13 protein-coding genes are annotated in these 21,953 nt (G+C 36.9%); 11 read left to right on the top strand and 2 right to left on the bottom strand.

Going from position 1 to position 21,953, the window contains the following annotated elements; translation table 11 throughout:
- The 3 genes from RTP52_RS18950 to RTP52_RS18960 form a co-directional block, all read left to right on the top strand.
- A partial coding sequence (locus RTP52_RS18950) for a carbohydrate ABC transporter permease (RefSeq protein WP_312372918.1) occupies positions 1-413 on the top strand: 413 nt, incomplete at its 5' end.
- 124 nt (positions 414-537) lie between these two features.
- Complete coding sequence (locus RTP52_RS18955) at positions 538-2,685, top strand: glycoside hydrolase family 65 (protein WP_312372919.1); 2,148 nt, start codon at positions 538-540, stop codon at positions 2,683-2,685.
- A 198-nt stretch (positions 2,686-2,883) separates the two neighbouring features.
- Positions 2,884-4,428, top strand: coding sequence for a family 43 glycosylhydrolase (locus RTP52_RS18960; RefSeq protein ID WP_312372920.1), 1,545 nt, complete (start codon positions 2,884-2,886; stop codon positions 4,426-4,428).
- Positions 4,429-4,538: 110 nt separating this feature from the next.
- Here the strand turns inward: RTP52_RS18960 and RTP52_RS18965 are convergent, their stop codons facing one another.
- Entirely contained in the window at positions 4,539-5,435 is an 897-nt protein-coding gene (locus RTP52_RS18965; protein ID WP_312102549.1) for an AraC family transcriptional regulator, read from the bottom strand.
- A gap of 343 nt (positions 5,436-5,778) precedes the next feature.
- On the opposite strand from RTP52_RS18965, the gene RTP52_RS18970 reads away from it, so the two are divergent.
- Positions 5,779-7,179 (top strand): family 4 glycosyl hydrolase, encoded by a 1,401-nt coding sequence (locus tag RTP52_RS18970; RefSeq protein ID WP_312372921.1) that lies wholly within the window; start codon positions 5,779-5,781, stop codon positions 7,177-7,179.
- Between the two features lie 323 nt (positions 7,180-7,502).
- On the opposite strand, the gene RTP52_RS18975 is transcribed toward RTP52_RS18970, so the two are convergent.
- Positions 7,503-8,123 (bottom strand): TetR/AcrR family transcriptional regulator, encoded by a 621-nt coding sequence (locus RTP52_RS18975; protein ID WP_312102554.1) that lies wholly within the window; start codon positions 8,121-8,123, stop codon positions 7,503-7,505.
- A gap of 175 nt (positions 8,124-8,298) precedes the next feature.
- Here RTP52_RS18975 and RTP52_RS18980 point away from each other — a divergent pair, with 175 nt between their 5' ends.
- From RTP52_RS18980 to RTP52_RS19010, 7 genes are all read left to right on the top strand, one after another.
- Positions 8,299-10,029 carry an NAD(P)/FAD-dependent oxidoreductase gene (locus RTP52_RS18980; RefSeq protein ID WP_312372923.1) on the top strand — a complete coding sequence of 577 codons (1,731 nt, stop codon included), beginning with the start codon at positions 8,299-8,301 and terminating at the stop codon, positions 10,027-10,029.
- Positions 10,023-11,279 (top strand): NAD(P)/FAD-dependent oxidoreductase, encoded by a 1,257-nt coding sequence (locus RTP52_RS18985; RefSeq protein ID WP_312372924.1) that lies wholly within the window; start codon positions 10,023-10,025, stop codon positions 11,277-11,279. The genes RTP52_RS18980 and RTP52_RS18985 overlap by 7 nt, the downstream gene beginning before the upstream one ends.
- Positions 11,276-11,632 (top strand): DUF1667 domain-containing protein, encoded by a 357-nt coding sequence (locus RTP52_RS18990; RefSeq protein ID WP_312102563.1) that lies wholly within the window; start codon positions 11,276-11,278, stop codon positions 11,630-11,632. The genes RTP52_RS18985 and RTP52_RS18990 overlap by 4 nt, the downstream gene beginning before the upstream one ends.
- Positions 11,633-11,663: 31 nt before the next feature.
- Positions 11,664-13,220 carry an FGGY-family carbohydrate kinase gene (locus tag RTP52_RS18995; protein ID WP_312102565.1) on the top strand — a complete coding sequence of 519 codons (1,557 nt, stop codon included), beginning with the start codon at positions 11,664-11,666 and terminating at the stop codon, positions 13,218-13,220.
- Entirely contained in the window at positions 13,217-14,956 is a 1,740-nt protein-coding gene (locus RTP52_RS19000; protein WP_312372925.1) for an FAD-binding oxidoreductase, read from the top strand. The genes RTP52_RS18995 and RTP52_RS19000 overlap by 4 nt, the downstream gene beginning before the upstream one ends.
- 461 nt (positions 14,957-15,417) lie before the next feature.
- The gene (locus RTP52_RS19005; RefSeq protein WP_312372926.1) at positions 15,418-16,239 is read left to right on the top strand and encodes an endonuclease VIII; all 822 of its coding nucleotides are present in this window, start codon (positions 15,418-15,420) and stop codon (positions 16,237-16,239) included.
- A gap of 271 nt (positions 16,240-16,510) precedes the next feature.
- On the top strand, positions 16,511-21,625 hold the full coding sequence (locus RTP52_RS19010; protein ID WP_312372927.1) for a carbohydrate binding domain-containing protein: 5,115 nt from the start codon (positions 16,511-16,513) through the stop codon (positions 21,623-21,625).
- Positions 21,626-21,953: the final 328 nt, after the last annotated feature.

The raw sequence follows: 21,953 nt of genomic DNA on the forward strand, positions 1-21,953 counted from the left end.
CACTTGTATTACCTCATTTTTTTGGGCAAGCATTCTTTATCTATCAAATGATGCAATTTATGGCGGGAATTCCAAGAGAGTTAGACGAAGCAGCTACGATTGATGGTTGTAGCAAATATACCATTTTCTCAAGAGTTATCCTACCATTGTTAAAACCAGCGTTAGTTACAACCGTTATTATCCAATTTTATTGGAAATGGGATGATTTTATGGGACCATTAATCTATCTGAATAAGCCGCAGGATTATACGGTATCCATTGCAATTAAATTATTTGCTGATGCATCTTCTACCACGGATTATGGTGCAATGTTTGCAATGTCAACTTTATCTCTTATACCGGTATTCATAATCTTTCTTTTCTTTAACAAATACCTAGTAGAAGGCATTAGTACAAGTGGGTTAAAAGGTTAAAAATAGTATTTTCAGATAGTAAATTGTACTGGTGCACAAAGTTATTTTCGTTTAGATTAGAAACTAAAGTATCAGAATAGTTGAAGTATGAAAATAATTTTTCACAAGGAAGCAGGGGGCTATTATGATAAATCGTTACGAGTTAGTGAATAGACATAATCCTATCATGAAGGATGTCAATCCAGAATCACCGCTATCGGTAGGGAATGGCGAATTTGCTTTTACCGTAGATGTAACAGGGTTACAAACCCTCTATAAGGAACAGATAGAGCATGAAGTACCTCTTTGTACTATGAGTCAATGGGGATGGCATAAAACCCCAGCGAAGGCGAATAAGTACTATACAATGGATGATTTGGTGATGACAGAATATGAGTCTGTGGATAGAACAGTAACTTATGCAGTTGATAAGATACAAGGGAATGAAGAAGTATATCATTGGCTTCGTGAAAATCCACATCGTTTGAATCTGGCGAGAATTAGCTTCTTTTGGGAGGATAAGGAGATAACCTCCGATCAGATAAAGGATATCAGGCAAGAACTAAATTTATATGAAGGTATTATTAATAGCAAATTTTGGGTAGAAGGATATTCTGTCAAGGTTACAACCGTCTGTCATCAAGAGGAGGATATCCTAGGAATCTATATAGAATCAGAGGCTTTGCTTTTGAATAAGTTGACAGTGAAATTCTTATTTCCATATGGATCACCAGATATTACAGCTTCTGATTGGGAAAAACCTAACAGTCATCATACTATTGTTAAAAAACAGGATGAAAATAGTTGGCAACTTGAGCGTACGTTAGATCAGGATTCTTACCATATGGCTATTAAGGCCGAAACAAAAGCAGAATTACATAATACGAATATGCATGAGTTTACCTTAAGGGCTTTGGAAGGTTTCCTTTGTTTTACCTGTTCCTTTACAAAGGAACAGTCCTCTACAAAGGAACAGTCCTCTACAAAGGAACATACCTTCACTAAGGAACATTCCTTTACTAAGGAACTATCCTTTCATAAGGAGCCAAAGGAATATAAAGAAGATGAGTTAACATTTTCTAAGGTAGTGAAAAGTAGTATCACGTCCTATCGTGATTTTTGGGAAAATGGTGCCATTGTGGATTTTTCGGGTTCCACAGATCAAAGGGCAAACGAATTAGAAAGAAGAGTTATCTTATCGCTATATCTGTTAAAAATACAATCCTGTGGCTCAATACCACCACAAGAAACCGGATTAACCTGCAACAGTTGGTACGGAAAATTTCACCTGGAAATGCATCTGTGGCACAGTGCCTTTTTACCATTATGGAACAGAAGCAGGTATTTAGAAAAAAGTCTTTCCTGGTATCAAGAGCATCTACCTGAGGCAAGAGAGAATGCGAAGAGGAATGGTTACGCTGGAGCCAGATGGCCAAAGATGGTAGCTTGTGATGCAATTGATAGTCCATCCCCTATCGCGACCTTACTAATATGGCAGCAACCACATATTTTATTTATGCTTGAATTATTATACCGCGATACAAAGAGAGAGGATATTCTAAGGGAATATTGGAATATCGTTAAAGAAACCGCGGATTTTATGTGTGATTTTGCAAAATGGAATGAGAAAAAGAAATGTTATGATTTACCTGCACCATTAATTCCAGCACAGGAACGATTTAATCCACGCACTACCTCAAATCCTACTTTTGAATTAGAATATTGGAGCTTTGGGCTTAAGATAGCTGCTTCCTGGGCGAAGAGACTAGGTAAAGAGAAGAAAGAGTGGGAGTTTGTAGCAAGTCATATGGCGCTACTTCCAGTGGATGATGGTAGATATCTTTCTCATGAAGGCTGCGTAGATACATTTACTCACTTTAATGAGGATCATCCTTCCATGCTTCTAGCATATGGGCTATTACCGGGAGAACGAGCAAATGCACAGTATGTTAGGAATACGTATGACAAGATAATGGAATGTTGGGAATTCGATACGATGTGGGGATGGGATTTTGCCTTTATGGCAATGACAAAAGTTAGGTTAGGAGACCCTAGCGGAGCTATTGATATTCTATTAATGGATACCTCTAAAAACTCTTATGTGGCAAGTGGTAATAATTATCAACGTTTACGTCATGACCTACCGCTCTATCTACCGGGAAATGGTTCCTTATTACTTGCAGTTGCAATGATGGTAGCAGGATATCAAGGCTGTGAGGAGGAAACACCAGGATTTCCGAAGGATGGTAGCTGGTGTGTAAGACAGGAGAGGATGTTACCATTTCCATATTAAGATTCTATTGGATAACAAAAGAACGCTGGATTAACATCTAATACTAATCTCTTATAAACCTTACTAAAAAATGATTGCAAAGGCCATAGCCCAAGCTTTTCACACGATTTTTCAGAGGCTTCACAATCGAGGTAAGTATAAGCTAAAAAAGCAATTTAAGATTTGTAAGCGTACTAAAGCACGCAGATGGGAGTTTGTATGATTCAAAATCCAATATTACGAGGTTTTTGTCCAGATCCAAGTATTATCAGAGTTGGTGAGGATTATTATATTGCAACATCAACCTTTGAGTGGTGGCCAGGAATTCATCTTTTCCATTCGAAGGATTTAAAGCACTGGGAGCAGTTACCTTCTCCGATTACTAGAAGAAGTCAGGCAGATATGATAGGTAATCCAACATCCGGTGGAATCTGGGCTCCTTGTCTTAGCTATTCTGATGGTATCTATTATATTGTGTATACGGATGTTAAGACAAAAAAAGGACGCTTTTATAATAACCATAATTATCTTATTCAATCGAATGCGATTGATGGGGAATGGTCGGAACCTATTTATTTGAATAGTACAGGATTTGATCCTTCCTTATTCCATGATATGGATGGTCGCAAATATTTGGTGAATATGAGAAATGGATTCAAAGGAATATTGCTTCAAGAGTACGACTCCAAAGAGAAGAAACTGATTGGAGAAGTTAAAAATATATTCTACGGTACATCTTATGGGTATACAGAGGGACCACATTTATATCACATAGGAGAATGGTATTATTTAATTACAGCAGAAGGCGGTACTGGATATGGGCACTGTGTTACGGTTGCTAGATCAAAAGTTATCTGGGGTCCTTATGAGGTAGATCCAAATAATCCAATGCTGACTTCTAAGGAAGATGATGACAGTATTTTAAAAAAATGCGGGCATGCTGATTTTACCGATACGGGGAATGGCGAATGGTACATGGTCCATCTTTGTTCCAGACCGAGGGAAGGGACAAAAGATTCTCTACTTGGCAGAGAGACTGCTATTCAAAAAGTGGAGTGGAGTGAAGATGGCTGGTTAAGACTTAGCAATCAGACAGGCAAAGCGGATGTGGAAGTAGTAGAGCTGGCTGGAATTCCTTCATATCCTGTATCTATGCAGGAGAAGAGGGATGATTTTGATAACAATACATTAGATGTAGTTTACTCAAGTCCACGAATTCCACTGGGAGAGAAGGCTAGTCTTTCGGAAAGAGCCGGATATCTAAGATTATACGGGCAAGAGTCATTGAATTCTTTACACCGAGTTAGTCTACTTGCAAGAAGGCAAACAGAATATTTTGCGAAAGCTATAACCGGATTAGAATTTAAACCAAGTCATCCTGAGCAGGTCGCAGGAATCACGTATTTTTATGATGCCTTAAACCACTATATCTTTGGTAAATCGGTGGATGAAGAGGGTAGGGAAGTATTAATTTTACTTCGAAGTGATACTGGGGTATATGAAGATCTAATAGAGCCACTGGTATTAAAAGAACATAATCAATTGCATTTACAAGTAGAAACTGATGAGTATGGCACGTATGCTTATTTCTCTTATTCTTACGATGGTTTGAATTGGTTTAAAATGTCAGGAGAGTACAGCACAAAGATACTAACTGATGAGCATTGCAGAGGATTTACTGGAGCACATTTTGGAATCTTTTGTTTTGACATGACAGGACTATCTTTACATTCGGACTTTGATTACTTTCATTACGAGGGATAAGAATGAAGCTGTTGCAAAATAGTACCTAAGCCATAACGTGTAGGAGAAAAAAATATCTTCTACATATCTGGTATAAGGAATTCTTTTTGCAACAGTCCTTCAAGTTTTAACTATTCTACAAGTTCTGCCTTTTTCGTACGTATTGGTTGAATTTCCTTTTTGTTTTGCTTCCGATACTTTAAAGGAGAGGATTCAGTGTATTTTTTAAATACTCTCTCAAAGTAGGTAATACTTTCAAATCCAAGTTGATCCGAAATCTCAGAGATATTGGATTCACTGTAAAGTAGTAGATGTTGCGCTTTTTGGACACGGTGAATATTGATATACTCATTCACGGTGAATCCGGTAACCTCTTTAAAGATACGGCTAAGGTAACATTTACTTACAAAGAAGTGTTTTGATAGGGCATCGAGTGAGATTGGCTTGGTACAGTTATTAACAATATAAGAAGCAACCTCATCGACTTTACGATGTTTTGCTGTAGTAGCGGTGGTAGCGGGGATGAAGGCATTGGAATCAGCTTTACAACGGATGGAAAAGATAAGTAATTTAGCTAACTTCATCATAACGGATAGCTCATATCCAATCGGTTTGCTTTGAATTTCTGTAGCGAGACTAATCAGAAGGCGCTCAATACGTCGCTGGTCCTTTTCTTCTAATTCTAATACACCATAATGCTTGGAGAAGAAGTCCTTTAAAGACAAATCTCCGAGAAAGGAGAAGAAAGAAGCGAAAGGCTCTTCTTTTAACTCAATGAGAATTCGATCATGGTAAGAAGTACCGGCTAAACCTGTTTTATGTATCTGCCCACGGTTTACAAAAACCAAACTACCCTTTTTTACAAGATAGGTTTGATGTTCAATAAAGTAATAACGTTCACCTTCTAAAAGATAATATACTTCATATTCATCGTGAAAGTGTTTCGTAGGCATATTATATTCATAGTCTCGGATGATGCGGTCGATGGTGATTCCATTTAGGGATTCTTCAAATACAATTTGTCTCATAGTTTCCTCCATTTTTGCGCTGTCTTATTTGAATATTAAGTTTGTGATTGTAGCGCAGACAAAACAATTCGTTCTAAGCTTTGGGTTAATCAATAGTTTATACTAAGAATGAGAAGGTTTGAATCGGTTGATACACTAGGTTATTAATTTAACCAGTAAAACAAAAGTATAGAGTTGAAAAATTTAGTAAGAGAAAAGATTACATGATATTAATTAGTATCATATAGTTTGAAAATTAATATGAAATACAATGTTTTATAATATAATTATACCTCATTTTAATGGAAAGTCCAGTGTAGAAAAGGACGGAATAAGGGTTTTATCAAGAAAGGAGTAACGGAAGATGAAATATAATAATGGAAAAGTTTCTGAAGTAAAAATTGCTTATATAGGAGGAGGTTCTCGTGGCTGGGCATGGACTTTTATGACAGATTTAGCTATGGAGCTAAGTATGAGTGGTACGATTTCTCTATATGATATCGATCAAGAGGCTGCTAAAAATAATGAAATCATTGGTAATATGATAACCAAACGAGAAGAAACAGTTGGTAAATGGAACTACGAAACAGCTAACACGATTGATGTGGCGTTAAGGGGAGCAGATTTCGTTGTGATTTCTATACTACCTGGTACCTTTGATGAGATGGAAACAGATGTACATATGCCAGAGCGTCTAGGAATTTATCAGTCTGTTGGCGATACTGCTGGACCAGGTGGTATGATGAGAGCGCTTCGTACCATTCCGATGTTTGTTACGATAGCGAATGCAATCAAAGAATACTCACCCAAAGCATGGGTTATTAATTATACCAACCCAATGTCTCTTTGTGTAAAAACATTGTATCATGTATTTCCGGAAATTAAGGCATTTGGTTGTTGTCATGAGGTATTTGGAACTCAGAAAGTCTTAAAAGGGATTGCAGAAAAAGAACTAAATATTGATGATATCGATCGAAGTGATATCCATGTCAATGTACTTGGTATCAACCATTTTACTTGGTTTGACTATGCTTCTTACAAGGGGGTTGATTTATTTCCTATTTATCGTAAGTATATTGAGGAACATTTTGAAGAAGGATTTGAAGAAAAAGATGAGAATTGGGCAAATGCGTCCTTTGCTTGTAAGCATCGTGTGAAGTTTGACTTATTTCATGAATTTGGTTTAATTGCAGCAGCAGGTGATCGTCACCTGGCAGAGTTTATGCCAAGCAAAAGATATTTAAAGGATAAAGAGACAGTAGCAGATTGGAAATTTGGTTTAACAACAGTCGATTGGAGAAAGAAAGATCTAGAAGACCGATTAAATAAGAGCCATCGATTGGTTAGCGGAGAAGAAGAGATTAAACTTAAGCCATCTGGTGAGGAAGGTATCCTATTAATAAAGGCACTTTGCGGTTTGACAAGAGTTATTAGTAATGTAAACATTCCAAATAGGAATCAGCAGATTGAAAACCTTCCAAGTAATGCAATTGTAGAAACAAACGCGGTTTTTGAGAGAGATTCCATTCGCCCTATTATGGCTGGTGAGATGCCGGAAAACATTGTGAAATTAACAATGCCACATATCTTAAATCATGAGTACATTATGGAAGCGGCGCTTACCTTCGATAAATCTTTGGTTATTAAAGCATTTGAGCAAGACCCGCTAGTGAAGGGAATGGCAACAAAAGAAGAAGTTGAAAAACTGGTAGATGATATGTTAGATGCTACCAAGGCATATCTTCCGAAAGAGTGGAATTTATAGAGATAGTATAGTTTTAAATAGGCTCTATTAAAACCCGTCTCCTACTTTATTAATAAGTCGCAAATCCAAAATCAAGGGCTTGCGACTTTTTTATCAGTAAATTTATTTTTTTAGGATACTTTCAAGTTTTTTAAGAAGTTTAATTATAAATAAATATATGGTTTATGTACGGAACTGGCTTATATTAGTGAATGGGGAATCGTTTATGTACGAAACTGGCTATATTAGTGAATGGTAAATCATTTAGGTGCTGATACCAACCTATATGGATGGAACCGAGCACAACTTCAGAGAAACTCAAGGAGCGTGTTTCCACCGTACATTTAATTTTCATTTTCTACGTAAGATATCACTTGCTTCATAAATAGCCCACTCTGCTTAATAAACTGATCAACATCTAAATTATCATTATTCAACGTTTTATGAATAAAGAGTCCATCACTTATTAATAGAATAAGCCAGGTAATATATTCTGCGGGAAGATTCTCATTCCGATCGCTTATCTTTTTAGATATTAAATTTGCAAAATCAAAATACCGTTGCATCAATTTGGAACGAACTTCTTCGTTACCGAGCATAGCATCATAAAAAAAGTGTAAACGCATTCCTACATTCGCAACATCTCGTTCTAAAACATACTGTACAAGACGATGGAGCGAGGTATCTTTTTGTGGATTTTCTGTCCATGCAATTAAGTCATCCCATTGCTGTTGCAAATACTTATCCGTTATATCAAATAAAATATCATTCTTATTTTTATAATGATAATAAAGTGTTCCTTTTGAGATACCAGCGCTGGAAGCTATTTGAGCAAACGTTATTTCAGAGAGCTTCTGAGTTTCCAACAGTTGCTCGGTTGCATTAATTATTAATTCTTTGACATTATCTTTTCTTGGAGCAGCCATAGAATCCCCTTTCAATTCTTTCGAAGTAGTTTGTATCATAATTACAATATCTTGAAACAGTATATACTTTTTTATTACATTTGTCCAATAATTAGGAGAAAAATAATTAAAAAATGGATAAAAGTATCAACTAGTAATTGACACATTTTGATAATTCTGGTAATATGTAGTAAAATGAGTCGGTCACGTGTACGACTGGGAAGGAAGTGGGTGAATGAGCGGAAAAGTCTTTGAAAGAAAGCTGAATCAGAAACTTGAAAAGTACTTTCCTGGAAGTGTATCGGTAAAGATAGAGGAAGATTGCATTCGAGTTTCTGGACAGTTAAAAAATTGGGAGGATGTTGTAAGAGCGTGTAGTATGTGCGTCAGTAAAGATAAACGATTACATGTAGTAAATGACATTAAGCTATTGGATACGAATATCCAGGGCATGAGAATTCCAAAAGAAACTACAAAAGAGCTTGAAGGCATGAAACCAGATGTTATAATTATTGGTGGTGGAATCTCAGGAGCAAGTATTGCACGGGAATTATCAAAATGGAAATTGAATATTTTATTAGTAGACAAAGAGGCTGATCTTGCTATGCAGGCATCTGGACGAAACGATGGGGAAGTGCATCCTGGGGTTGACTTAAACAAAGGAAGTTTAAAACAACATTATGTGGTGCAAGGTAATCAAATCTTTGACAAGGTTTGCAAAGAACTTGATGTTCCATTTAAGCGAAGAGGCCAATATGTAGGTTTTAAACAAAGACATTTATTACCGTTATTGGCAGCTTATGCATGGAAGAAAAAACATATCTGCGGTGTAACGGACACAAGAATTATTAGGCGAGAGGAATTAAGAAAACGAGAACCAGAGTTAAATGATGAGTTTGCATTTGCCTTATATAATTCAAGTGCAGGTTGTGTTTGTCCTTATGGATTAACCATTGCATACGCAGAAAATGCAGTACAAAATGGTGCAAAGGTTTCCTTAAATACAGCGGTTTTAGGGATGGATGTAAAAGATAATCAGATTGTAAGTGTAACTACCAACAAAGGGATTCTTTATCCAAAGTTAGTAATCAATGCTGCAGGAACATTTGCAGAAGATATTGCAGCTATGGCGAAAGATCGATTTTATTCCATTCATCCAAGAAAAGGAACCAATTCCATCCTGGATAAAAAATCATCACATCTGGTTAAATCAATTGCATCAATTAAGACAATTACCCGTAATAAGCAACATACCAAAGGCGGTGGTATCTTAAGAACGGTACATGAAAATTTACTTGTGGGGCCAAATGCAATTGAAACCTATGAAAAAGAAAATTTTGCAACAGAAAGTAAAAGTATAAAAGAAGTATTTAATAAACAGAAATTAACCGCGAAAGGGTTATCGGAACGAGACATTATTACATATTTTACAGGAGTTCGTGCAGCGACATTTGAAGAAGACTTTATCATTGAGAAAGGAAGAAAGACAAAGAATCTGATTCACTGTGCAGGCATTCAATCTCCTGGGTTAACGACAGCACCAGTAGTCGCTTTGGATATTGAAAAGATGGTCATTAAGGAATTATCAAAAACGGAGATAGTTACTAAGAACGAAAAATTCAATCCAAGGCGAAAAGGCATCCCAGTGCTAAGGGAGATGACCAGTGAAGAGCGCACCAAATTGATTCAGAGCAATCCAGACTATGGAATTATCATATGTCGTTGTGAGGAAATTAGTAAAGGTGAGATTATCGATGCACTTAACTCTCCTATATCAGTACCAACCGTTGATGGTATAAAGAAGCGAATTCGTCCAGGAATGGGTAGATGCCAAGGCGGATTTTGTATGCCACTAGTCTCTCAGATTATAAGTGAACATAAGAACATTTCAATTCAGGAAGTGAAAAAATCAAGTGCAGATGCTTATATTACCTTGGGGGATACAAAGGGGGGAACCACATGTTAAACTATGATATTATTGTAATAGGTGGGGGACCTGCGGGTCTGGCTGCTGCCATATCAGCAAATAAGGAAGGTGCTAAAGTATTATTAATTGAACGTGAAGCAAGGCTTGGTGGCATTTTAAAACAATGCATTCACGATGGCTTTGGTTTACTTCGATTTGGGGAAAAACTTTCTGGCCCCGAATATGCGGAGCGTTTTGTCGATGAGTTTCATCAAAGAAAGATTGATTTTATTGTTCTTACCTATGTGATTGGAATTAAAAAACTTGAACATAAATATTTGGTTCGTGTGGTAAATACAGAAGGTGTGATTGAATATACTTCAAAATCCATTATCTTAGCAACAGGTTGTAGAGAGAGGACATCAAAGCAAGTCTTTATACATGGAACGAGGCCATCTGGAGTTTTTACAGCAGGAACAGCACAGTACTATACCAATCTGCTAGGTCAGCTGCCAACAAAGAAATGTGTTATCTTAGGGAGCGGCGATATTGGGTTAATTATGGCTAGAAGGCTCACATTAGAGGGAGCAAAAGTATGCGGAGTATATGAAGCAAAGTCTACTCCGTCAGGATTAACAAGAAATATTATGCAGTGTCTTAATGATTTTGATATTCCGCTATATTTATCACACACGGTAACTAGACTTTATGGGGAAGAACGGTTACAAGCAGTTGAAATCATGAAGGTGGATGAGTCCATGGTACCAATTCCTGGGACAGAAGAGATTATAGAATGTGATGCATTAATATTATCAGTTGGTTTGATTCCAGAAAATGAGTTAGCGGAAAATCTGAATGTGCAGATCGATTCAAAAACAAAGGGACCGGTTTGTGATGATGAATTTATGACAAGCGAACCAGGAATCTTTATTTGTGGGAATGCACTTCATGTCAATGATTTGGTGGATTATGTGTCTGAGAGTGGGGAACTGGCAGGAAAATCAGCAGCAAATTATTGCTATGGTTCAAAAGAATTAGTATCATTTAAGGTAGGCAAAGATTTTCTTTACTTTGTACCACAACAGATTAGTATCTGTCAGGACAGCAGACTTGCTACATTTTATTTCCGAAGCAGTCAAGTATTAAAGAAGGCCGTAGTAACAATAAAAGCCAATGGAAAGCAAATATTTGAAAAAAAATATTCATATTTAAAACCTCCAGAGATGGAAACTATCAAGCTGGATATGAGTCAATTTCATTTAGTAAAAGAAGATACTCTTACAGTGGAAGTGAAAGGAGAAAAAGTATGAAAGAACTTGTTTGTATTGTCTGTCCCAATGGTTGTCCGATGCTGATTGAAGAAATGGGGGATTCAATCACGGTATCAGGAAATCGATGTAAGCGGGGCATAGAATTTGCAAAGAGTGAGATGATACATCCAATGCGAACCATCTGTTCTACGGTTAAAACAAACTTTCCTAAAGTACCTGTACTTCCAGTAAGAGTGTCCGAAGAGATACCAAAGGATAAGATCTTTGATGTTATGAGTGAATTAAATAAAGTTGTGGTTACGAAACCTGTTTCACTTGGGGATATTATTATAGAAAATGTATTGGGGTTAAATGTAAATATTATAGCGACAAGCAACATATTAAAGGAATAATAATAGGAATTCAATCAAGGAGAGGGTAAAGATGAAGAATCCGTTGATATTAACCTTTGATTTGGGGACGCAAAGTATGCGTGGAATGCTCGTAAATAAACAGGGGCAGATAGTACATATGATTCAACATAAGTATGAGACTCCATACTATTCCAAGAATCCAGGGTGGGCAGAGCAAAAGCCTGAGTTTTACTTTGATACGTTATGTTCTATATCCAATGAGTTAAAAGTAAAAAGTCTAAATGGTTATGAGGATGTTATTGGGGTAACACTGACTACCATTCGAGATTCATCGGTGTGTCTGGATGAGAATTATGAGCCTTTGCGAGATGTTATATTGTGGTTAGACAGTAGAGAAACAAAACACGTAAAACCGTTTAAGTGGTGGATCAAATTCGCAATGAAATTAGTTGGAATGGAGACAACTTTAAATAAGCAATTTAAGGTTTCCGTTGCAAATTGGATTATGGAGAATGAACCTGAGATCTGGGCGAAGACACATAAGTTTGTTATGTTACCAACCTATTTAAACTATAAAATGACAGGCCAGTTAAAAGATTGTCCTGCCAATATGATTGGACATATTCCTTTTGATTATAAAAAAATGAATTGGCAGTCAAAAAATAATCCCAAACGATGTATGTGTGATATTCCAAAACTAAAGATGTGTGATCTGGTACAGACGGAAGAAACAATTGGAGTGATTACGAAGCAGATGGAAGAATTATCTGGAATACCTCAGGGGCTTCCACTCATTGCAACTGGTTCCGATAAAGGCTGTGAAACGCTGGGATTATCGGTAATTAGTGAAGATCAAGCTGCATTGTCTTTTGGTACAACTGCGACGGTACAGTTTGCTACAAAGAAATACTTTGAACCAAAGCGATTTCTTCCAGCATATCCTGGGGTACCACGTGGGATGTTCAATCCAGAGATTGAGATTTTTCGTGGCTACTGGTTAATTTCTTGGTTTAAACGTGAATTTGCCATGAAAGAGTGTGTTGAAGCGCAGGAACGGGGCTGTGATCCGGAGAAGATTCTAAATGAAAGACTTAGAGAAGTACCGCCAGGGTGTGAAGGGTTAATTTTACAGCCTTTTTGGACACCAGGAGTTGTCACACCAAATGCCAAAGGGGCGATTATTGGATTTTCAGATGTTCATACGAGAATTCATCTTTATCGGGCTATTATAGAAGGAATTGGGTTTGCCCTAATGGATGGAATGTATAGTATGGAGCGTCGGTCGGGGCAAAAGATAAAAGAAATATATGTCGCTGGTGGTGGGTCTCAAAGCGATGAAATCTGCCAGATTACTGCCAATATGTTTGCCCTTCCAGTCATCCGTATTCAGACACATGAAGCATCTGGTCTGGGATCTTCCATAGCGGGATTTGTGGCAATGGGAGAGTTTAAAAGCTATAAGGAGGCAATCTCACATATGGTACATGTAAAGGATACGTTTCAGCCAGATATGGAAGAGCATAGCATCTATAAAAAACTGTATCAGTATGTATATAAACGAATCTATCCAAGATTATCACCACTCTATATAAAAATAAAACATTTGACAAGGAGAGAAGACGTATGAGTAAACCATATATAGGATTTGAACCTAAGTGGGTGAAAGAAGCAGCACCAAAAAACAGTTATCGATCTATCTTTCGCTGGGGAGACCCTGAGTTTGTGAAATATCCTAAAGAATCATTGTATAAGATGATGAAGGAAAAGTTTGAGATGAAGGATGAAGATTTCAAACAATATACCGGTGATATCGGAATGGAGAAAGTAAAATTAGATATTCCATGTGGTTTAGATAAAGTACATATTAAGGCCCTAAAGGATATAGTTGGAAACGAATTTGTAACAACGGATGATTATCCACGCCTTGCTGTTGCCTATGGAAAGACCGGTTATGATGCATTAAGGCTTCGTGAAAGACGAGTTGATTGTGTACCAGATGTGGTTGTTTATCCTGATACAACAAAGCAGATTGAACAGATTGTCGCGTATAGTACCAAACATAATATACCTCTTTATGTGTATGGTGGCGGGAGTAGTGTTACAAGAGGTGTGGAACCAATAAAGGGTGGTATCTCGCTGGATATGAGACTAAGGTATAACAAAGTACTTTCCTTTAACGAGATTGATCAAACGATTACCGTTCAAACGGGTATGTCGGGACCGCAGTTAGAAAAGGCATTAAATCAAGCTCCTACCTTGTTTGGTGCAAAGAGAGCATATACTTGTGGGCATTTTCCACAGTCTTTTGAATACAGTAGTGTCGGTGGATGGGTTGTAACAAGAGGTGCTGGTCAAAACAGTACTTATTATGGCTGTATCTCTGATATTGTAAGGGGGCAAAAATATGCAACTCCAATTGGAACGATTCAGACAAGTCATTATCCAATGGAAGCTACCGGTCCAAACTTAAATCAGATTATGATGGGTGGGGAAGGAACTTTTGGTGTTTTGACAGAAGTAACTTTAAAAGTCTTTCGCTATATGCCTGAAAACAGAAAAAGATTTTCTTATATCTTTAAGAACTGGGAAATAGCGCAGGAGGCAGCTCGAGAAATGATGCAGTGTGAGTCAGGATTTTCTTCCGTTTTTAGATTATCTGACCCCGAAGAAACAAATCTAATGCTTCGTTTATACAATGTAGATGATACTCCTTTACATAAGATCTTTGATATTAGGGGATATAAGGATATGGAACGCTGCTTATTTATAGGATTTACAGATGGAGAAAAAGGATTTTCTAAAAATGTAGCGAAGAATATTAAAAGAATTGCAAAAAAATATGGCGGCATGAGTTTAACCTCATTTGTAACGAAGAGCTGGGAAAAAGGCCGATTTAATGATCCATACCTTAGAGATACTTTAATGGACTTTGGTATAACAACCGATACATTAGAATGTACTGTGAACTGGTCCAATATGGCACAGGTACATAGGGATGTTAGAGAAATTTGCCACAAATTACCAAACACCATTGTTACAACTCATATGTCACATTGCTACCCACAGGGAGCAAACCTTTATTTTATCTTTATTACCAAGTTAAGTGATGCTGAAAAGTTTAAAGCATATCACAGCACTATCCTTGATGCAATTCAGAAATCCGGTGCAGCGATGAGTCATCATCACGGAATAGGTAAAATGTTTGCGCCTTGGTTAGAAGGTCAGCTTGGTAGAAAAGAATATGGAGTATTTAAGATTCTTAAGAATTATTTTGATCCTGGGTATAATATGAATCCAGGTGGAACACTTGGATTAGATTTAAAGGAAGAGGAAAAGAGATTTTTAAAATCAGATAATCAATAACGTTTTAGTTTTCTATCCTTTTAATATTTTTCAACAATGCTATTACTTTCGTGGGTATAATGAAAGGCTTACTATGATTATTCACTTTATCATAGTAAGCCTTTGTTTCATACTGATCTACGACCTGTTAACAATCGGCTCACTCGCTAATTAAATTGAGCTGATAAACAGCAGCCTTTATTGCCTGTAACAACTTCCCATTTAGGGAACAGTGCGGTGTGAAGTTTCAGAAGATAATCTCCTCGTTAACTAAACTTAGAAAAACAACTTGACTGTGCATGATAGCATCAATAATTTTACTTATGAAACTCATATCATATTTTTCATCCATGAAATGATAAGAGAAACTGGGCGAATTAGCTACAGAATGTAAAAGAAGAATGACAGATTATGTAAACTAGTTTATAATATTGATTAAAAGCACTATCCAGCGGAACATATCATTACATGAGGAGGTTTTTATGCTTGAAATACCGGAAAGTATAGTATTATCAAAGGAAATAAATGAAAGTCTTGTAGGTAAAGTAATTCGTTATGTTAAAGCAAATCAATCACCGCACTCTTTTGCATGGTATCATGGAAATCCAGAAAATTATGATGAACTTCTATCTGGTAAGACCATAGAAACGGCAAGACCATGTGGAGGCATGTTAGAAATTAAAGCAGAAGATTGTAAAATCGTATTTACAGATGGAACATCCATACGCTATTATGCTGATAGGAATAAAGCTCCAAAAAAGCATCAGTTATATATAGAATTTGAAGATGATTCTGCATTAGTAGTGACAGTCATGATGTATGGTGGGATTTGGGCATTTACTGAGGGAGAATTTAAGAATAATTATTATCAGGGAGCAATAGATAAATCACATCCATTATCTGAGGAATTTGATTATACTTATTTTAGGTCCTTATATACCGATAAATGTGAGAATCTATCCGCTAAAGCATTTTTAGCAACTGAACAAAGAATACCCGGATTAGGGAATGGAGTACTTCAGGATATTCTTTTTACTTCAGGTATCCATCCAAAGAGGAAGATGAAGAATGTAGAGGAAGAAGAATTATTAAATCTATTCTCTGCGATAAAGAGTGTTCTTCGTGATATGGTGGAAGGTGGCGGCAGAGATACTGAAAAAGATATATTTGGTGAAGAAGGAAAGTATCTTACTTATCTAAGCAGAAAAACCTATCTAACCCCATGTACAAAATGCGGACAGGAAATAAGAAAGGCTAATTATATGGGTGGCACAATTTACTTTTGTGAGCATTGTCAGAAATAGGTTTACAGAGATACAATTTTAAAAGTTATGGATACATGTAATGGAAGGGAAGCTTTGCTTCCCTTTTTTGTGATGAATTTTGTCCCAAAAGTGTTCAATCTAAAAAATATGTACCTTCTATAAAATACAACCACTGATATCTTGCGTGGTTGTATTTTACTATAGGAAGTAGCTGATTTCATCAGTTGTATTTCATGCTATAAGGAAACGCAAGGGGGTCTACCATAGCATGGAATTTTAGGAACTGCGATATGTAAGAAGGAGGTATATTATGAGGAGTAAAACAAAAGGTAACCTTGGTAAAAAGATTCTGTCAATTTGTCTTTGTACAAGTATGGTATTATGTTCTGCTGTACCAAATATAGCAAGGGCATCAGATCAAATACCAGAAGAGTCTGTTCCTGTGATAGGAGATACTATTGTTACCAATGATGGTACAAACGATAACCTTTGGAAGCTGGTATGGCAGGATGAGTTTAATGGAACAGAACTTGATACGACAAAATGGGGATATCAGGTCGGTGATGGATCAACCTATGGAATTGCGGGTTGGGGAAACAGTGAACTACAGTATTACACCGATGACGGAAATAATGTGAGCTTTGAAGATGGTAAGCTAGTAATTACTGCAAAGAAGAATAAAGATAGTAGCAAATATCAAGGAGCCTCTTATACTTCAGGAAGAATCTGGACCAAGGGTTCCATCGATGTATCCGAACAAGGAACACCCGCCTTGTTTACTAAAAAATATGGACGTTTTGAAGCGAAAATTTCTATGCCAGAAGGAACAGGATACTGGCCAGCCTTTTGGATGATGCCGGCTTACGATAAATATGGTAGCTGGGCGCTGTCCGGTGAAATTGATATTATGGAAGCAAGGGGAAGACTTTTGAATCAAGTGGGCGGAACACTCCACTATGGCGGATCATGGCCAAACAACAAATACATGGGTGATAACTATACCGAAGAATCTTTTCGCATCACGGACGAACATGTCTATGCTTTAGAATGGTTACCGGGCGTTATGCGTTGGTATGTGGATGACATTCTTTATTATGAAACAAGCGATTGGTATTCAAAAAGAGATGGAAATCCTGTAAATTATACTTATCCAGCACCTTTTGATCAGGAATTTTATCTTTTGCTTAATTTGGCTGTCGGTGGAAATTATGATGGCGGACAGCTAGATACTACACTGGATATCAGACAGATGAAGATAGATTATGTGCGAGTTTATGACTTGGAAGGGAAGACATATGATGAAAATGTATTGCCTCCAGCCGTGCTACCAGATCCTCTTCCGGAGGGAGTTGCCATAGGTTCTAATCTTATCACTGGTTCCTTTGATTCGATTCACAAAGTGACAAGTGATTATGCGAATAATAGTACCAATGGATGGGATTTGGTTTGTTTACCTGATTTTTCGGGGGATGCGATTGCAGAAAAACAGGAAGACGATTCTGCAAGAATAGCTATATCATCACAGGGAAGCCAGACTTATTCCGTTCAGATGATACATAAGCTTCCATTAACAAAGGGATATCGTTATAAAGTATCATTTGATGCAAAAGCAGATGCCTTGCGTACGATGGAAATTAAGGTAGCAAATCCGATAAATTTCAGTCTTTATTCGGATGTAGTTAGTGCCACATTATCTACGTCTTATAAGGCACATCAATTTACTTTTGATATGAGCAAAGACTCCACTACAGGAAGGCTAGAGTTAAATATGGGACTTAGTAATATTCCTGTATCGATTAAAAATGTAAAAGTTGAAGTATTAGAGTTAATTGGAGATGTTTCAGAGGATGCCCCAAAGCAACCACTTACAAATGGAGAGCATATTTATAATGGAACCTTTGATCAGGGAAATGCAACGCGTATGCAGTTTTGGAGAGTGGTTGGAGCAACAGGTAATGTTAACGCTTTAGAAAGGGCTCTAAAACTATCGGGTTTTAACGTTTCTTTATCAGATTCTTTTATAGAACAAGTAGGGTTAAATCTATTAAAAAATGATATCTATCAGGTAAAATTCAATGCAAAATCGGAACATACCGGTACGGTTAAGTTAGAACTTTTAAGTGAAAATGGCATGATCGTCTATGGAAGTAAGGAATATGAGATAGGCTCTACTATGACCCCATGCGAATTAACTTTTACAATGGGAACTGATTCAGATGAGATGTCAAAGTTAAGAATCTATGTAGGTGGAAATACAGATATTATTACGCTTGATGATATCTCCATGAAGCGCTTGACTGACAATAACGTAAGTTATGAAGGTGTGAAAATTTATCCGGTAGGCAATGGAGATTTCTCAGCAGGAACCGCAGGATGGACTGTATCGCAAACTGACTATGCTGTAGAGTCTGAAAATGGTGAAAATGTTTGCTATGCAGTTGGTGCCAGGTGTATAAATAATTACGATAAGATGCTAATGTACCCAGGTGTTGATATTGCTAAGGGATTAAATTACACAATGAAGTTTAAGGCGAGAACCTCAAGTGATCAGACTCAGACTCCGATTATTAGAATACAGCGTGAGGGTGGTGACTGGGCAAGTGTACTGGATACAAGCTTTGATATCACAAAGGAATGGCATGAATATACTTATAACTTTACAGCAGGGTTTTCAGGAAACCTTGGACTTAAGTATCTGCTAGGGGCGTTTATTGAGACTTGCAGGTTTTATGTAAAAGATGTGGAGTTGTATGTTACAAATAAACCGTTATTGCAGGGGGCATTTTTGGTTAGCTCTCAAGCCGCGCCAAAGGTATCCGAAGATATTATCCTAAGGTATTATGAAAAATCCGGATGGGAAAATGCAGCAAATATAAGGTTCTCTATCAATAATGTTCCTGTCGATAGCAATCTTGTTAGTCTTAATAAAGCAGCAAAAACGGTTACTTTAAGATCTGAATTATTTGATAGAGCCGGTGCCTATACCATACAAGCAACAGCAGATGGTTATGATTCAACGAATGCTCTAGTTCAATCTGTAATGGAGAGCAGTGGAAATCTCGTAGTCAATGGTTCTTTTGACAATGGAACAGAAGGCTGGGGCACTTATTTTCAAAATGGCTGTGGAACTATAGACGCTACAGAAAAAAATGCAAAGGTTCATTTTATATGGCATGAGGGAAACACTTGGGATTTACAGCTTTATCAGGAGAATATTCCATTGGAAGGTGGAAAATCTTATGTGTTAGAATTTGATGCAAGTGCCACGATACGCAGACCATTTACCATAGAGCTTGGTGTGAAAAACGGTGCCAATCCTTTATCCACCGCAGTATTAGAAGCAAATACCTCTCATTATAAGTTCCGATATGATGCCCCTGTATCCGGAAAAACAAAATTAAATTTTCTACTTGGAAATGTAACCAAGGGAGATTTGATAACATCGAACCAAAACAATCCTCATGATATTATCTTTGACAATGTTGTGATTCGAGAGATGACACCGGAGGAACTTTCCAAAGTGACGCCGGAAATGATTGTAAAGCAAACAATCAAATTAGGAGAAGATAGTATCTTAACTCATTCAATCGAAGCAGCCTGGAATGAAGCACCAAAGATTGTGTACATAAACGGAGAAACTGTACCGTCTAATAAGGTTACTTATTACGAAGATTCAGTTATCCTAGATAAAAGCTTATTCCTGGCAGCAGGAAACTATAGAGTTGTAATTAAAGCTGTTGGTATGGATGATACGATAGAAATAACTCAGGTTGTGATAGGTGCTGATGGTGAATTTATAAAAAATGGTACGTTTGAAGACTTTAGTTCTTGGGGGTCCTGGTTTATGAATGGAGATCAGACCGGTTCCTTAGTGGTTTCGGAGGGGAAAGTTGCAGTAACTTCTGCCGGTCAGAGTTCTGAGACTTGGGCAATTCAAGTACTTCAAGACTCAGTACCGGTTAGTAAAGGGGTAGAATATACACTTACCTTTAATGCAAAGTCTACGCAGAATCACCAGATTGTTGTACAATGTGCAGGTCAGGCGGATAAGACATTTATAATAACTACAATTCCTCAGAAATATTCTTGGACCTTCACCTCTGCGACAAATGGTACGAAACTTAATTTCCTACTTGCTACCAAAGAGGCAAAAAATAATGTTTATACAGTAGAACTTGATAATATTTCTATTAAGAGAAGCAGTGATGTTGTAGTGACGCCAACACCAACACCAGAGGTAACGCCAACACCAGAAGTAACCCCAACGTTGACACCATCCCCAACACCAGAGGTAACCCCAACGTTGACACCAACACCAACGCCAGAAGTAACCCCAACGTTGACGCCATCTCCAACACCAGAGGTAACCCCAACGGCGACACCATCTCCAACGCCAGAAGTAACGCCGACAGTAACACCATCACCGACACCGATGATTACTTCAACCATAGTACCTATACCAGAACAAGTTAGGAATCCGGTTGAAGTATATATTTATGATGGAGCAGCAAAGATTGTACTAAATATGGATACTTCGTTAATAGAGCTACCAGAGGAATTTATTCTTTCACAACTTCATAGCAATTATGTTGATAAGGTTATTATTGAAGTCTATACAAAACATAAGATGCTACCTAATTATGTGATAAAGAAGGAAGCCTTGGAAGCAGCTGCTAAAAATAATAAAGATATCTACTATGTTGTTAAGGATAGTTTAGGTACAGTACTCTATGAGTTAAAATTGGATGCCCAAAATTTATCCAATGGAATAATAATTGGGGAGTTATCTCTCGGTGTTGATATTGGAAGAATATCTGATAATAAGAAGATGAGTAGTATTTTATCCAAAGATAAAAACAATACAGACGGACTCTTCCTTGATTTTAAACAATCAGGAGTACTACCGGCGCAAAGTGAAATGAAATTATTTGTTGGGAAAGAGTATGGATTTAAAGCCTTACAAAAACTATATCTCTATTCGGTAAATAGTAATACCGGAATGCTTGAGCCAGTACCATATGGTACAACATACAGAGTTGATAAAGACGGTTATGTGGAAATTCCTATTATAAAAGGAAATGAGTATGTTCTATTAAAAGAAAAAGTATCGAAAGAAGGAATTACACCGACAAAAAATCTTATACAAGTAGAAAATCAGTTGACTTTAAACCAAGGAGACAAACAACAAGTATTAGTAAGTCTTCCGATTACTTTGGAAAGAGTTGAGAACTTTACAAAGAAGGCTTTATTCAGTGCCAAAGGGAGAGTGATTATAGCATATCAATCCAGTGATGAAGAAATTGCTACCGTTGATGAAAATGGAACGATAACTGCTAAGAGCCAGGGCATTGTTACAATTACTACTAAAGTAAAATTATATTACGGAGCAACTTATACCTATCAGACCAAAGTATTAATCAAATAAGGTAATTTACTAAATATAATTAAATTGTGAATAGAGGTTCTTTTGAGTGCTATCCTATGGATTAATTTTTAGGATAGCACTTTTTATAATTGATAATTATAATAGGAAGAATTAAATATTCAGATAAAGACATATAGAGTATTTCTTGCTTCTTGCTTTGTTGTAGTAGCTTTCTAAATTCGTATAGTAATCCATAAACAGAGGGAGAAAGTTCGGAAGGAATTATTTTAAAAGTAGATAATGAAAATAATTTAATTTAGTTGTTGACAATTAAGTTTGAAGGTGATACACTAAATAAGCTGTCGCTGAGAGATAACTGAATTGTATA

It is taken from the genome of Lachnoclostridium sp. (genome assembly GCF_031997925.1).
In the GTDB taxonomy this organism is placed as follows: domain Bacteria; phylum Bacillota; class Clostridia; order Lachnospirales; family Lachnospiraceae; genus Lachnoclostridium.

What these genes read in the sequence shown, in the direction of transcription:
- RTP52_RS18955 (WP_312372919.1), top strand. Translation starts at nt 538, where the DNA reads ATGATAAATCGTTACGAGTTAGTGAATAGACATAATCCTATCATGAAG.
- RTP52_RS18960 (WP_312372920.1), top strand. Translation starts at nt 2,884, where the DNA reads ATGATTCAAAATCCAATATTACGAGGTTTTTGTCCAGATCCAAGTATT.
- RTP52_RS18965 (WP_312102549.1), bottom strand. Translation starts at nt 5,435, where the DNA reads ATGAGACAAATTGTATTTGAAGAATCCCTAAATGGAATCACCATCGAC.
- RTP52_RS18970 (WP_312372921.1), top strand. Translation starts at nt 5,779, where the DNA reads ATGAAATATAATAATGGAAAAGTTTCTGAAGTAAAAATTGCTTATATA.
- RTP52_RS18975 (WP_312102554.1), bottom strand. Translation starts at nt 8,123, where the DNA reads ATGATACAAACTACTTCGAAAGAATTGAAAGGGGATTCTATGGCTGCT.
- RTP52_RS18980 (WP_312372923.1), top strand. Translation starts at nt 8,299, where the DNA reads ATGAGCGGAAAAGTCTTTGAAAGAAAGCTGAATCAGAAACTTGAAAAG.
- RTP52_RS18985 (WP_312372924.1), top strand. Translation starts at nt 10,023, where the DNA reads ATGTTAAACTATGATATTATTGTAATAGGTGGGGGACCTGCGGGTCTG.
- RTP52_RS18990 (WP_312102563.1), top strand. Translation starts at nt 11,276, where the DNA reads ATGAAAGAACTTGTTTGTATTGTCTGTCCCAATGGTTGTCCGATGCTG.
- RTP52_RS18995 (WP_312102565.1), top strand. Translation starts at nt 11,664, where the DNA reads ATGAAGAATCCGTTGATATTAACCTTTGATTTGGGGACGCAAAGTATG.
- RTP52_RS19000 (WP_312372925.1), top strand. Translation starts at nt 13,217, where the DNA reads ATGAGTAAACCATATATAGGATTTGAACCTAAGTGGGTGAAAGAAGCA.
- RTP52_RS19005 (WP_312372926.1), top strand. Translation starts at nt 15,418, where the DNA reads ATGCTTGAAATACCGGAAAGTATAGTATTATCAAAGGAAATAAATGAA.
- RTP52_RS19010 (WP_312372927.1), top strand. Translation starts at nt 16,511, where the DNA reads ATGAGGAGTAAAACAAAAGGTAACCTTGGTAAAAAGATTCTGTCAATT.